This window comes from Actinomadura latina NBRC 106108 (assembly GCF_001552195.1).
In the GTDB taxonomy this organism is placed as follows: Bacteria; Actinomycetota; Actinomycetes; order Streptosporangiales; family Streptosporangiaceae; genus Spirillospora; species Spirillospora latina.
On record NZ_BCQS01000005.1, the window covers coordinates 168,054 to 181,551 of the forward strand.

General features: G+C 74.6%; 11 protein-coding genes. All 11 read right to left on the bottom strand.

Annotated features, from left to right (window positions below):
* Nucleotides 1-90: 90 nt before the first annotated feature.
* The 11 genes from AL2_RS07095 to AL2_RS07145 all read right to left on the bottom strand — a co-directional run bounded on the left by AL2_RS07095 (nucleotide 91) and on the right by AL2_RS07145 (nucleotide 13,446).
* On the bottom strand, nucleotides 91-822 hold the full coding sequence (locus tag AL2_RS07095) for a YggS family pyridoxal phosphate-dependent enzyme (RefSeq protein ID WP_067631103.1): 732 nt from the start codon (nucleotides 820-822) through the stop codon (nucleotides 91-93).
* Nucleotides 819-1,562: a peptidoglycan editing factor PgeF gene (gene pgeF / locus AL2_RS07100; RefSeq protein ID WP_067631109.1), complete on the bottom strand. Its 744-nt coding sequence runs from the start codon at nucleotides 1,560-1,562 to the stop codon at nucleotides 819-821. The genes AL2_RS07095 and pgeF overlap by 4 nt, the downstream gene beginning before the upstream one ends.
* Nucleotides 1,559-3,013 (bottom strand): cell division protein FtsZ, encoded by a 1,455-nt coding sequence (gene ftsZ, locus AL2_RS07105; protein ID WP_067631111.1) that lies wholly within the window; start codon nucleotides 3,011-3,013, stop codon nucleotides 1,559-1,561. Before ftsZ ends, pgeF begins: the two co-directional genes overlap by 4 nt.
* A gap of 395 nt (nucleotides 3,014-3,408) precedes the next feature.
* Nucleotides 3,409-4,152, bottom strand: a complete 744-nt coding sequence (locus AL2_RS07110; protein ID WP_067631114.1) for a cell division protein FtsQ/DivIB — start codon at nucleotides 4,150-4,152, stop codon at nucleotides 3,409-3,411.
* Nucleotides 4,153-4,213: 61 nt separating this feature from the next.
* The gene (gene murC, locus AL2_RS07115) at nucleotides 4,214-5,623 is read right to left on the bottom strand and encodes a UDP-N-acetylmuramate--L-alanine ligase (RefSeq protein WP_067631115.1); all 1,410 of its coding nucleotides are present in this window, start codon (nucleotides 5,621-5,623) and stop codon (nucleotides 4,214-4,216) included.
* On the bottom strand, nucleotides 5,620-6,714 hold the full coding sequence (gene murG / locus AL2_RS07120; protein WP_067631117.1) for an undecaprenyldiphospho-muramoylpentapeptide beta-N-acetylglucosaminyltransferase: 1,095 nt from the start codon (nucleotides 6,712-6,714) through the stop codon (nucleotides 5,620-5,622). The genes murC and murG overlap by 4 nt, the downstream gene beginning before the upstream one ends.
* A gap of 40 nt (nucleotides 6,715-6,754) precedes the next feature.
* Complete coding sequence (gene ftsW, locus AL2_RS07125) at nucleotides 6,755-8,008, bottom strand: putative lipid II flippase FtsW (protein ID WP_067631119.1); 1,254 nt, start codon at nucleotides 8,006-8,008, stop codon at nucleotides 6,755-6,757.
* A gap of 2 nt (nucleotides 8,009-8,010) precedes the next feature.
* Complete coding sequence (gene murD, locus AL2_RS07130) at nucleotides 8,011-9,450, bottom strand: UDP-N-acetylmuramoyl-L-alanine--D-glutamate ligase (RefSeq protein WP_067631121.1); 1,440 nt, start codon at nucleotides 9,448-9,450, stop codon at nucleotides 8,011-8,013.
* The gene (mraY, locus tag AL2_RS07135; RefSeq protein WP_067631123.1) at nucleotides 9,432-10,508 is read right to left on the bottom strand and encodes a phospho-N-acetylmuramoyl-pentapeptide-transferase; all 1,077 of its coding nucleotides are present in this window, start codon (nucleotides 10,506-10,508) and stop codon (nucleotides 9,432-9,434) included. Before mraY ends, murD begins: the two co-directional genes overlap by 19 nt.
* Complete coding sequence (locus tag AL2_RS07140) at nucleotides 10,505-11,899, bottom strand: UDP-N-acetylmuramoyl-tripeptide--D-alanyl-D-alanine ligase (RefSeq protein WP_067631125.1); 1,395 nt, start codon at nucleotides 11,897-11,899, stop codon at nucleotides 10,505-10,507. The genes mraY and AL2_RS07140 overlap by 4 nt, the downstream gene beginning before the upstream one ends.
* A complete protein-coding gene (locus AL2_RS07145) occupies nucleotides 11,896-13,446 on the bottom strand; it encodes a UDP-N-acetylmuramoyl-L-alanyl-D-glutamate--2,6-diaminopimelate ligase (RefSeq protein WP_067631126.1) in 1,551 nt (516 codons plus the stop codon). The genes AL2_RS07140 and AL2_RS07145 overlap by 4 nt, the downstream gene beginning before the upstream one ends.
* Nucleotides 13,447-13,498 lie beyond the last annotated feature (52 nt).

Genomic DNA, 13,498 nt, shown 5'->3' on the forward strand with positions numbered 1-13,498 from the left:
CTGTGGTGGCGGTTCCGGGCGCGTCCGGCCCCGCCGGTGGACTGTTCCGTCGTGGCGGCCCGCGTTCCGGCAGGTACCACTGGGGGGACATTACCTGACGATTGCCCGTCGGCCGCCGAGCAACGCCGTACCGACCCGCAGGTGTGTCGCGCCGCACGCGATCGCCTGTTCCAGATCGCCGCTCATACCCGCACTGACGATCCGGGCGTCCGGATGGTTCCGCCTGATCTCCCCCGCAATCGCGGCGAGCCGGGTGAAGGCGGGCAGCGGGTCGGCGCCGAGCGGCGCGACGGCCATCACGCCGCCGAACCGCAGGCCATCGGCCCCGGCGATCCCGTCGGCCAGCCCCGGCACCGCGTCGGGGGCCGCGCCGCCCCTGCCGCGGCGCAGTTCATCGTCATCGAGCGACACCTGGACGAGGCAGCGCAGCGTCCGGCCGGCGCGGACGGCGGCGTCCGACAGCGCGGACACCAGCCTGGGGCGGTCCACCGAGTGCACGACGTCGGCGTAGCCGGCGACCGCGCGGGCCTTGTTGGTCTGCAGCCTGCCGACGAAGTGCCAGGTGAGCGGGAGGTCGGCGCATTCGGCGGCCTTGGGCCGGGCCTCCTGGTCGCGGTTCTCGCCGACCTCGGTGAGGCCGAGTCCGGCCAGCAGCCGCACATCGGAGGCGGGGAAGGTCTTGGTCACCGCGATGAGGGTGATCTCGCCCTCGTCCCGGCCGGCGGCGGCGCAGGCGGCGGCGATGCGGGCGCGGACCGCGGCGACGCCCTCGGCCAGCTCCGCCCGGCGCTCGTCGGGGGAGAGACTCGGCTCGCCGGTCACGCGCCGTCCCCGTGCGAGTCGTCCTTGAGCCAGATGTATCCGGCGAAGCGGCCGGTGCGGCCCTCGCGGCGGTAGGAGAAGAGGCCCGTGTCCTCGATGGTGCAGCGCGGGTCGGTGCCGACCTCGGGGACCCCGGCGGACGCGAGCTGCTCGGCGACGCCGGCGCGGATGTCCAGGCCGGGCGTGCCCCTGGACGTGGTGGAGTACGCGGCGGGCACGGCGGCGGCGACCTCGTCCCGCATCGCGGCGGGCACCTCGTAGCAGCGGCCGCACGCGGCGGGCCCGATCGCGGCGGTCATCCGCGCGGGGTCGGCGCCCCGCTCGCACATCGCCTTCACCAGGGCCGGGACGACTCCGGCGGCGGTGCCGGGACGGCCGGAGTGGGCGGCGCCGACGACCCCGGCGACGGGATCGGCCACCAGCACCGGGGCGCAGTCGGCGACGAGGACGGCGAGGGCGAGGCCCGGGACGGTCGTGACGACCGCGTCGGCGGGGCCGGGGATCTCGGGGGAGGCGGCGAACGCGACGTCCGCGCCGTGCACCTGCCGCATGAACACGGTGCGGTCGGGGTCGACGCCGAGCGCTCCGGCGGCACGCCGCCGGTTGCCGAGCACGGCGGCGGAGTCGTCGCCGACCGCGCCGCCCAGGTTCAGGGAGTCGTAGGGGGGCCTGCTCACGCCGCCGGCGCGGCCGGTGAAGGCGGCGCCGACGCCGTCGCCCAGGGCGACGGTGGTGATCACTTCAGGAAGTCGGGGACGTCGAGGTCGTCGTCCTCGTCGAACACCACGGGACGGCGGCGCTGCCCGGAGGAGGCGGGGCCGCCGTCGTTCTCGCCCGCGTGCACGCGGGGCGGGTTCTGCTCGGTGGGCTGGCGCGGCGCGGGCGCGCGGGTCCCGGCGGACTCGGCGTCGCGCTCGCCCGGCGGACCGGCCGGGGCGGCGTCCTGCCGGGCGGGCTCGTCGCGGTCGTCGCGGCCGGACGCCCGGTCGTCGCGGCCCTGCGCGCGGTCGCCCTCGGCCCGCGGCGGCGGGGCCGGCGCGGGCGGGTGCGGCGCGGCGGCGGCCTGCGCCACCGACGGCTGCGACCGCTGCTGCCCGGCGGGCGGCGCGCCCGCCGGCTCGGACCGCCCGACCCGGCTGGGGATCGGGTTGGCCGGGGCGGCGGGCGGCGCGGGCGCGGGCACCGGGCGGGGCGGGGGCGGAGGAAGCCGCTTACTCTCCGGCTCGACGGCCGGCTTGGTAGGGCGGCCTTCGTCAAAACCCGCCGCTATCACCGTGACCCGCACCTCGTCGCCGAGGGCGTCGTCGATGACAGCGCCGAAGATGATGTTGGCGTCCGGGGCCGCCGCGTTCGACACCAGCTGCGCGGCCTCGTTGATCTCGAACAGGCCGAGGTCGGAGCCGCCGGAGATGGACAGCAGCACCCCGTGCGCGCCGTCGATGCTGGCCTCCAGCAGCGGGCTGGAGATCGCCATCTCGGCGGCGGCGACGCTGCGGTCGTCGCCGCGTGCGGAGCCGATGCCCATCAGCGCCGAGCCGGCGCCGGACATGACCGACTTGACGTCGGCGAAGTCCAGGTTGATGAGGCCCGGGGTGGTGATGAGGTCGGTGATGCCCTGGACACCGGACAGGAGCACCTGGTCGGCGGCCTTGAAGGCGTCCAGCACGCTGACCTGCCGGTCGGAGATCGACAGCAGCCGGTCGTTGGGGATGACGATGAGGGTGTCGACCTCGTCGCGCAGCGTCTCGATGCCGGCCTCGGCCTGCATCGCGCGGCGCTTGCCCTCGAAGCTGAACGGGCGGGTGACCACGCCGATCGTCAGCGCGCCGAGCGTGCGGGCGATGTTGGCGACGACGGGCGCGCCGCCGGTGCCGGTGCCGCCGCCCTCCCCGGCGGTGACGAACACCATGTCGGCGCCTTTGAGGACCTCCTCGATCTCCTCCCGGTGGTCCTCGGCGGCCTTGCGGCCGACGTCGGGGTTCGCCCCGGCGCCGAGGCCGCGGGTGAGCTCGCGGCCCACGTCCAGTTTCACATCGGCGTCACTCATCAGCAGCGCCTGGGCGTCCGTGTTGATCGCGATGAACTCGACGCCCTTGAGACCCTCTTCGATCATCCGGTTGACGGCGTTGACGCCGCCGCCGCCGATGCCGACGACCTTGATGACCGCGAGGTAGTTCTGCGGTGCTGCCACGACGAGGGGCCTTTCCGCTCTCTCCGACCGCCCTGCCCGGTCTGACCGACCGTGCCGCCGCGGTTTCCCGACCTGTGCACTGAGGCGGGGCCAAAACCCTCACCCTCAACTTGAGGCTTACAGTTATGTCAACCTGAAGACTGATACGGACAGTAGGGCGGCCTTACCGCCAGGGTCAACTAACCTCCCCCGAACTCCACCGGCGTGTCGCAACCGGCACGGATCTGCCCTGGTCGGCGTCGGACGGCTGCCCGTTCCATGGCTCGCGCGCACCCGGCTCGTCCCCCCCTCGTCCGCATCGGCCCGGCATGACCGTTCCAGCGTGCCCGATCGGACGGCCGGAATCGCCGCGACACACGCACCCGGCCCACTTCCTCCGGATCAGTTCTTCCTGATCACTTGGTCCTGAGGACCTCGGGGGAACTGATGTCGACGGTGCGGATGGCGCGGCCGGCCGCGGTGCGCCGCACGGCGTCCAGCAGCCTGATCTTCTCTTCTGCCCTTTCCGCGGCGCCCCACACCACCGTCTGCCCGTCCCCGGTGTGCAGGGTGACCGCCTCCGGGCCGGTGGCCTCGACCTCGGAGATCCCGCGCCGCAGCCGTTCCGGCAGGCCGGTCAGCACGGTGAGCGCCGCGCGGGTCGCCCGGTCGGACGGCCCGGCCGAGGCGACCGTCAGCGCCGGCAGCCCGGACGGCCGGGACACCCCGTCGGCCACGGTGACCCCGTGCCGGTCGAGGAGGTGGTACTGCCCGCCGCGCGCGTAGACCGCCACCGGGACCCGCTCGCGCACGACGATGCGGACCGTCCCCGGCCAGTGCCGCTCGATCTCCGCCGACTCGACCTCGCGGAGCCGCTCGACCCGCTCCCCGATCGCGCCGGTGCGCAGCCGCGCCATCGGCGTGCCGAGGTCGATCCCGGCGGCGGCGACGATCCGGTCGCGCGGCGCCAGCCCGGCGCCGGCCACCTCGACGTGCCGCACCACCAGCAGCCGGGAGCCGAGCAGCACCCAGGTCACCAGGCCCAGCGCGCCGACGACCAGCAGCGCGACGAAGATCGCCTTCCACCGGTTCGGGCGGCCGCGCGCCCCGTCCGGCCCCGCCTCCGGGGCGGCGCGCCGGTCCGTCTGCGCCTCGGTCATGACCCAAGCTTGGCAGTTCTCTCCCCCGGCGCCGCCGACCGAGCCGGCGGCGGCGTGTCACTCACGACCCGGCGAGCCGGTCCAGGATGAGCGGCCCGAGCTGCGTCACGTCGCCGGCGCCCAGCGTGATCACGATGTCGCCGGGCCGGGCGAGGGACGCCGCGATGCCGGGCACCTCGTCCCGGACGGGGGCGTAGACGGTCTCGGTGCCGGCCGGGACGGCGTCCGCGACGAGGGCGCCGGTCACGCCGGGCTCCGGGTCCTCGCGGGCGCCGTACACGTCCAGCACCACCGCGACGTCGGCGAGGCCGAGCGCCGCGCCGAACTCGGCGGCGAAGAACCAGGTGCGGCTGTACAGGTGCGGCTGGAACACCGCGATGATCCGGCCGCCCCGCCCCTGCTCCCCCAGGTAGTCGCGGGTGGCGTCCAGGTCGGCGGTCAGCTCGGTCGGGTGGTGGGCGTAGCTGTCGAACACCTCGGCGCCGCCCGCCTCGCCCTTGCGCTCCAGCCGCCGCATCGCGCCGCCGAACGCGGCGAGCCCCGCCCGCACGGACGCGCCGTCCACCCCGAGGGCCTCGGCGACCGCGACGACGGCGGCGGCGTTGAGGGCGTTGTGCCGGCCGGGCACGGCGAGCACGACCTCTCCGGCGCCCTCGATCTCGAACCGGGAGCCGAGGCCGCGCGGGGTGAACCCGGTCACCCGCAGGTCGGCGCCCTCGGCCTCCCCGTAGGTGCGGACGGTCAGCCCGCGCGCCCGCGCGAGGCCGGCGAGCTCCATCGCGACCGGGTCGTCGGCGCCGGCCACGAGCGTCCCGCCCGGCTCGACGCGGTCGACGAACCGCGCGAAGTTCTCCTTCACCATGTCGAAGCCGCCGTAGTTGTCGAGGTGGTCGGCCTCGACGTTGGTGACGACCGCGATGCGCGGGGTGTACCTGAGGAACGAGCCGTCGCTCTCGTCGGCCTCGGCGACGAACACGTCGCCGGTGCCCTCGTCGGCGCCGAGGCCCGTGGTGACGAGCTGCCCGCCGATGCAGTAGGACGGGTCGGCGCCGGCGTGCTGGAGCGCGACCGTCAGCATCGACGTGGTGGTGGTCTTGCCGTGCGTCCCGGCGACCGCGACGGCGCGCCGCCCCGCCATGAGCGACGCGAGCGCCTCGGACCGGTGCAGGACGCGCAGCCCCCGCTCGCGGGCGGCGACCAGCTCGGGGTTGGCCTCCCGGATCGCCGTGGAGACCACCACCGTGTCGGCGTCGCCCACGTGCGCCGCGTCGTGGCCGACAAAGACCTTGGCGCCGAGGTCGCCCAGCTGGGCGAGCAGCTCGGAGTCGCGGGCGTCGCTGCCGGACACCGCCATGCCGCGCCGCAGCATGATGCGGGCGATGCCGGACATCCCGGCGCCGCCGATCGCGATGAAGTGGACCCTGCCGAGCTCTCCGGCGGGGACGACCTCCCCCGGGTCGATCAGGCTCATCGCGCGGCGCCCGCCGAGCGGACCACGTCGTACACCATCCGGGCGAGCGCGACGTCGGCGTCCCGGCGGCCCATCCGGCCGGCGGCCTCCGACATGTGCGCGACGCGGCCCGGGTCGGCCAGCACCGGCAGCAGGTTCCGGGCGATCCAGTCGGGCGACAGCTCGGCGTTGTCGACCAGCATGCCGCCGCCCGCCGCGACGATCGGCTCGGCGTTGAGGCGCTGCTCGCCGTTGCCGATCGGCAGCGGCACGTACACCGCGGGGAGCGCGACGGCGGCCAGCTCGGCGCAGGTCATCGCGCCGGCGCGGCACATGGCCATGTCGGCGGCGGCGTAGGCGAGGTCCATCCGGTCGCAGTAGGGGATCGTGACGTACTGCGGGCCGCCGGACGCGGGCTCGGGCTCCTCGGTGTTCTTCGGCCCGACGATGTGCAGCACCTGGATGCCGGCCTGCCGGAAGTACGGCGCGGAGGCCACCGCGGCCTGGTTCAGCGAGCGGGCGCCCTGCGAGCCGCCGAAGATCAGCAGCGTGGGCAGGTCGGGCAGCAGCCCGAAGTAGGAGCGGGCCTTGTCGCCCATGGCGAGCCGGTCGAGGGTGGCGATCTCGCGGCGCAGCGGGATGCCGACGAACGTGGCGTTCGGCAGCGGCGAGTCGGCGTGCGAGACGGCGACGTGCTCGGTGAACCGGGCGCCGAGCTTGTTGGCGAGGCCGGGCTTGGGGTTGGCCTCGTGCACGATGATCGGCACCTTGCGCTTGCGGGCCGCGAGGTAGCCGGGGGTGGCGACGTAGCCGCCGAAGCCGACCAGGATGTCGGCCCGGGCCTGGTCGAGGACGTTCGCCGCCGCGTTGATCGCGCCGCGCAGCCGGCCGGGGACCGACAGCAGCTGCGGCGTCAGCGTGCGCGGCAGCGGCACCGGCGGGATCAGCGCGAGTTCGTAGCCCCGCTGCGGGACCAGCCGGGTCTCCAGCCCCCGCTCGGTCCCGAGGCAGACGATCCCGGTGTTGGGGTCGTTGCGGCGCAGCGCGTCGGCGAGGGCCAGTGCGGGCTCGATGTGTCCGGCGGTGCCCCCGCCGGCCAGGACAACCCTCATGCTCGTTGACAACTCCTCAGCGTGGTCGAAAGGGGGGATTTCAACGCCGTGCCAGACCCAGCCAGCTTAGAGCCCTCACGACGGGTCCGGGGCCACGTGCGGAGAGTGCCTGCCGCGCGCCGGGCTCGCGTTTGGCGAACGACAGCAGCATCCCCAGCGCGAACAGCGTCGGGATGAGCGCCGACCCGCCGTAGGACACCAGCGGAAGCGGGATCCCCGTGATGGGTAGGACGGCGATCACGGCGCCCATGTTCACGACCGCCTGCACGACGATCCAGGCGGTGGCGCCCGCGGCGGCGAGCCGGGTGAACGGATCCTTCACCCGCCGCGCGATCCGCAGCCCGGCGTAGGCGAGCATCCCGAACATGCCGAGGACGACGAGGGTGCCGACCAGCCCGAACTCCTCCCCCACGATCGCGAAGATGAAGTCGGTGTCGGCGTGCGGCAGGTAGTCCCACTTGGCGCGGCCCTCGCCGAGGCCGGTGCCGAACAGGCCGCCGGAGGCGAGCGCGTACAGCCCCTGCGTGCCCTGGTAGTTGGTGGTGAGCTTGTTGCCGGACTGGTCGAGGTAGCCGGTGAGGCGCTGCAGCCGGTACGGCTCGACGACGATGAGGATCGACACGAGCATGCCCACGAGCCCGGCCATGCCGACGAACAGCCGGCCGGGAGCGCCGACGACCCACAGCAGCGCCAGGAACACCGTGAGCAGGACCAGCGTGGTGCCGAGGTCGCTGCCCAGCATGACGAGCAGGACGAGGACGCCGGCTCCCGGCATCAGCGGGACGAGCAGCGGCCGCCACTCGGTGAGCTGGCCGAGCCGGTCCTTGCGGGCCAGCAGGTCGGCGCCCCACAGCACGAGGGCGAGCTTGGCGAGCTCGGACGGCTGGATCTGCACCGGCCCGAGGTCGACCCAGCGGGTGGCGCCGCCCGCGCTGCGGCCGAGCCCGGGTACGAGCACCAGCGCCAGGCAGACGATCGACAGCAGCAGCAGCGGGTAGGCGAGGGCGCGGAACGTCTTCACCGGCAGCCGGGACGCCAGCCACATGGCGGGCAGCCCGATCGCCACCCACACGGCCTGCTTCTGGAACAGCGTGTACGCCGACCCGGTCGCCTGGAGCTGCTTCACGCTGGAGGCCGACAGCACCATCGTCAGGCCCAGCGCGAGCAGCATCATCGAGCAGCCCAGCACCAGGTAGTAGGAGGTGAGGGGCCGGTCGAGCAGCCCGACGGCGGCGACCACCTGCTCCCGTGGCCCCGGACGCCCGCCGCCCTCGTCTTCGGCCGCGGCGGTCACGGCTACTGAACGTCCCCGGAGCCGGCCGTCCCGGCGAGGCGTTCCACCGCCGCGATGAAGGCGTCGCCCCGGGCCGGGTAGTTGGCGAACATGTCGAAGGACGCCCCGACGGGCGCGAGGAGCACGGTGTCCCCGGGGCGGGCGAGGGCTGAGGCTTCGTTGACGACGCGTTCCATGGCCCCAGTGTCGGTGTCGGAGACGTCCACGACCGGGACATCCGGGGCGTGTCGCGCGAGTGCCTCCGCGATCCGCCGCCGGTCGCGTCCCATCAGCACGGCGCCGCGCAGCCGCCCGGCGCACGAACGCACCAGGTCGTCGACGTCCAGCCCCTTGAGGAGGCCCCCGGCGATCCACACGACGCTCTCGTAGGCGGCGAGGGACGCGGCGGCCGCGTGCGGCTGGGTCGCCTTGGAGTCGTTGACGTAGGCGACGCCCGCTATGTCGGCGACGTGCTGGATGCGGTGCGGGTCGGGCACGAACGAGCGCAGCCCCTCCCGGACGGCCTCGGGCGGCACCCCGAACGCGCGGGCCAGCGCGGCGGCGGCCAGCGCGTTCGCGACGTTGTGCGGCGCGTACGGCCGGACGTCGGCGAGCGCGGCCAGTTCCTCGGCCCGGCTCGCGGGGTCGTCGGTGAACGCGCGGTCGACGAGGAGGTCCTCGACGACGCCCAGCTCGCCGGGACGCGGCATACGGAGGGTGAACCCGACGCGCCGTCCGGCGCCCTCGGCGAGCGCCGCGGACGTGTCGTCGTCGGCGTTGTAGACCGCGACGCCGCACCGCGCGTAGATCTTGCCCTTGGCGCCGACGTAGGCGTCCATCGAGCCGTGCCAGTCGAGATGGTCGGGGGCCACGTTCAGCACGACCGCCGCCTCCGGCGCGAGCGAGCTGGACCAGTGCAGCTGGTAGCTGGACAGCTCCACCGCCAGCACGTCGTAAGGCTCGGCGACGGCCTCCACGATCGGCGTCCCCACGTTCCCGACGGCGAGGGCGTCGTGGCCGGCGGCGGTCAGCATGCAGGCCAGCATCCGCACGACGGTCGTCTTGCCGTCCGTCCCGGTGATGGCCAGCCACGGCGCCGCGCCCGGCCGCTCCCCGGGGCCGCCGGGCCGCAGCCGCCAGGCCAGCTCGACCTCGCCGATGATCTCGATGCCCGCGGCGGCGGCCGCGGCGAGCAGCGGCACGTCCGGCCGCCAGCCGGGCGACGTCACGACGAGCTCCGTGCCCGCGGGGAGGCTCTCGCCGTCGCCGAGCCGGACGGTGACCCCGCGCGCCTCCAGTTCGGCGGCGTGCGCGCGCTGCTCGTCGCCGTCGCGGGCGTCCACGACGGTGACGCGGGCGCCGCGCCCGGCGAGGACGCGGGCGGCCGCGCGGCCGGACACGCCGAGCCCGGCCACGCACACCGCCAGTCCGTCCCAGGGGCGGTTCACTTCTTCGGCATCCATTCCAGGTAGAACAGGCCGATGCCGATCGCGGTGAACAGCGCGGACATCAGCCAGAACCGCACGACGATCGTGGTCTCGGCCCAGCCGGACAGCTCGAAGTGGTGCTGCAGCGGCGCCATCTTGAACACCCGTTTCGGCTGCGGCATGAACTTCGCGGTCACCTTGAAGCTGCCGACCTGGATGATCACCGAGAGCGTGATCATCACGATCAGGCCGCACAGGATGGCGAGCAGCAGCTGGGTGCGGGTCAGGATCGCGAGGCCGACCAGCACGCCGCCGAGGGCCAGCGAGCCGGTGTCGCCCATGAAGATCTTCGCGGGCGGGGCGTTCCACCACAGGAAGCCGAACACGCCGCCGAGCATGGCCGCGGCCACCACCGCGAGGTCGAGGGGGTCGCGGACGCTGTAGCAGTTGGGCGCGAGGGCGGCGGCGCAGCTGTTGCGCAGCTGCCAGTTCCCGATGATCACGTAGGCCGCCAGCACCATGCCGGCCGGGCCCGCGGCGAGGCCGTCCAGCCCGTCGGTCAGGTTGACGCCGTTGGACATCGCCGCGATGAGCAGCAGCGCCCAGATCACGAACAGGTACGGGCCGATCGAGGGGCCGAAGTCGCGGAGGAAGGACAGGTGGGGGTCGGCGGGGGTGACGTCGTAGCCGTTGGGGAAGTTCAGCGACGCCACGGCGAACACGACGCCGACCAGGATGATGCCGATCATCTTCGCGCCGCTGCGCAGGCCGAGGCTGCGCTGCTTGAACACCTTGATGTAGTCGTCCACGAACCCGACGAGGCCGAGGCCCGTCATCAGGAACAGCACCAGGATGCCGGAGATCGTCGGTTCCTCGCCGGTGAACAGGTGCGCCGCCGCGTAGCCGACGAGCGCGCCGACGATGAAGACCGCCCCGCCCATCGTGGGGGTGCCGCGCTTCTTGAGGTGCGCCTCCGGGCCCTCGTCGCGGATCATCTGGCCGTAGCCGAGCCGGTTGACGATCCGGATCCACACCGGCGTCCCGACCATCACGAAGATCAGTGCGACCCCCGCGGCGAGGATGATGTTGGTCATCGGGCCGCCTCCGCGAGAAGCGCCTCGGCCACCCGTTCCAGTCCCGCCACGCGAGAGCCCTTCACCAGTACGACGTCCCGCGGCCCGAGCCGCCCGCTGAGCGCGGTCACCGCCGCGCCGACGTCATCCACCTGCACGCACTCTCCCGTCCATGACGCCACCTGCCCGGCCCCTTCGGCCATCGCCGCCGCGTTCGCGCCGACGACGATGAGCCCGGCGATCCCGCTGCGCGCGACATGCTGCCCGATCTTGGCATGTTCCGCCACGGCGGAGTCACCGAGTTCGGCCATCTCCCCCAGCACCGCGTAGGCGCGGCGCCCGCGCGCCATGTGCACGAGCACGTCGAGCGCGGCGCGCACCGAGTCGGGGTTGGCGTTGTAGGCGTCGTTCACCACGGTCACCCCGTCGGCCCGCTCGGTGACCTCCATCCGCCACCGGCTGGCCGGCGTCGCCGCCGACAGCGCGTCCGCGATCGTCTCCGGCGGCAGGCCCGCCGCGCGCGCGGCGGCGGCCGCGGCGAGCGCGTTAGGGACGGCGTGCGCCCCGTGCAGGCGCAGCGCGACCGGCGCCGAGCCCTCCGGCGTGACGAGGGTGAACCGGGCCCGGCCCTGCTCGTCGAGCGTCTCGTCCACGGCCCGGACCGCCGCGTCCGGCGCGCGGCCGAACGTGACGACCTCGCCCCTGGTGCGCGCGGCCATCGCGGCGACCAGCGGGTCGTCGGCGTTGAGGACGGCGGTCCCGCCCGCGGGCACCGCCTCCACGATCTCGCCCTTCGCGCGGGCGATGTTCTCCCGGCTGCCGAACTCCCCGACGTGCGCGGTGCCGACGTTCAGCACCACCCCGACGTCGGGCCGCGCGATCCCGGTCAGGTAGGCGATGTGACCGATCCCACGCGCCCCCATCTCCAGGACGAGGTGGCGGGTCCCGGCGTCCGCGCGGAGCACGGTGAGCGGCAGCCCGATCTCGTTGTTGAACGAGCCCGGCGGGTGGACGGTCGGCCCGGCGCGGCCCACCAGCTGCGCGATGAGGTCCTTGGTGGAGGTCTTGCCGGCCGAGCCGGTGACCGCGATGACGGTCACGCCGGGCAGCCGTTCGAGCAGGCCCCGGGCCAGCCGGCCGAGCGCCTCCCGGACGTCCGGCACCACGACGCACGGCCCCTCCGCCGTCCCCTCGACGGGACGCTGCGCGAGCACTCCGGCCGCCCCGGCGGCCAGCGCGCCGGCCGCGAAGTCGTGCCCGTCCGCGCGCTCGCCCTTGAGCGCCGCGAACAGCGCCCCGGGCTCCACGGCGCGGGAGTCGATGACGACGGGACCGCTCACCACGACGTCCGGAGGCCCGTGCACGGTCCCTCCCGTGATCTCCGCGATCGTCGCCAGCGGAAGTGGGATCACGCCTGCGTCCCGTCCCCTCTAGTCCCTTGTGACCGGCCGCCGGACGCCCGGCGCAGCAGCGCCGCGCGGACGACCTCGCGGTCGTCGAACGGATGCACCTCGCCCGCCACGTTCTGCCCCGGCTCGTGGCCCTTGCCCGCGACGACGATGACGTCGCCGCGGCGGGCCCGGCCGACGGCCAGCCCGATCGCGGCGGCGCGGTCGGGCTCCACGACGATGTGCGCGCGCTCGGGCTGCGGCACCTTGAGCCCGCCCTCGACCATAGCGGCGAGGATCGCGAGCGGGTCCTCCGACCTCGGGTTGTCGTTGGTGAAGAACGCCGTGTCGGCCAGCCGGGCGGCGGCCTCCCCCATCAGCGGCCGCTTGCCGCGGTCCCGGTCGCCGCCGCAGCCGAGCACCACCGTCAGGTTCCCCTCGGTGACGGGCCGCAGCGCGTTCAGCACGGCCTCGACCGCGCCGGGCTTGTGCGAGTAGTCGACGAGGGCGATGAAGTCCTGGCCCTCGTCGACGCGCTCCAGCCGGCCCGGGACGCCGGGCAGCGACGCGATCCCGTGCACGGCGGCCTGCAGCGGGATGCCCGCCTCGACCAGCGCGACGAGCGCGGCGAGCGCGTTGGCGACGTTGAACGGCCCGGCGAGCCGGACCTCCGCGTCCGCCTCGATGCCGCCGGGCCCGACGACGCGGAACACGCTGCCGTCGGCGCCGACGCGCACGTCCTCGGCCCGCCAGTCGGCCGCCGGGTCACCGGACGCGGAGAACGTCGTCGTCGGCACCGCGGCGATCTCCAGCAGCTCCCGGCCGTAGTGGTCGTCGAGGTTCACCACGCCGACGCGCGAGTACTCCGGCGTGAACAGCCGCGCCTTCGCCAGGAAGTAGTCCTGCATGGTCGGGTGGTAGTCGAGGTGGTCCTGCGAGAGGTTCGTGAACACCGCGACCTCGTAGCGGGCGCCGCCGACGCGGCCCTGCACGAGCGCGTGGCTGGACACCTCCATCGCGGCGGCGCCGACGCCCCGCTCGCGCATCATCGCCAGCAGCGCGTGCAGGTCGGTCGCCTCGGGGGTCGTGAGCGCGCTCGGCACCCGCTCGCCGGCCACCCGGATCTCGACGCCGCCGACCAGGCCCGTCTCGATCCCGGCCGCGCGCAGGCCCGCGTCGACCAGGAACACGGTGGTGGTCTTGCCGCTGGTGCCGGTGACGCCGATGAGCGTGATGTCGCGTCCCGGATCGCCGTACACCCACGAGGCGGCGTCGCCGAGCCGCGCGCGGACGTCCGGCACCACGAGGACCGGCAGGCCCGCCGCCGCCGCCCGGTCGCGGCCGGCGGGGTCGGTGAGGATCGCCGCCGCGCCCGCGTCGGCGGCCTGGCCGGAGAACTGCGCGCCGTGTGCGCGCGCGCCGGGCAGCGCCGCGTAGACGTCGCCGGGGAGCACCGCCCGCGAGTCGTGCGTGATGCCCGTGGCCGACGTGCCGTCCCGGCCGTCCCACTCGATCCCGAGAAGCTCCGCGAGCCCGCGCAGCGGACGGGCCGGATTGGTGGTCGGACGCATGGCTGTTCTTTCGGTGCGAGCGAAACGGGACTGGTGGGGCGCGGGTGGTGAA

Excerpts from the sequence above, each read along its gene's own strand:
- AL2_RS07110 (WP_067631114.1), bottom strand. The coding sequence starts at position 4,152 with ATGACCGAGGCGCAGACGGACCGGCGCGCCGCCCCGGAGGCGGGGCCG.
- murC (WP_067631115.1), bottom strand. The coding sequence starts at position 5,623 with ATGAGCCTGATCGACCCGGGGGAGGTCGTCCCCGCCGGAGAGCTCGGC.
- murG (WP_067631117.1), bottom strand. The coding sequence starts at position 6,714 with ATGAGGGTTGTCCTGGCCGGCGGGGGCACCGCCGGACACATCGAGCCC.
- murD (WP_067631121.1), bottom strand. The coding sequence starts at position 9,450 with ATGGATGCCGAAGAAGTGAACCGCCCCTGGGACGGACTGGCGGTGTGC.
- mraY (WP_067631123.1), bottom strand. The coding sequence starts at position 10,508 with ATGACCAACATCATCCTCGCCGCGGGGGTCGCACTGATCTTCGTGATG.
- AL2_RS07145 (WP_067631126.1), bottom strand. The coding sequence starts at position 13,446 with ATGCGTCCGACCACCAATCCGGCCCGTCCGCTGCGCGGGCTCGCGGAG.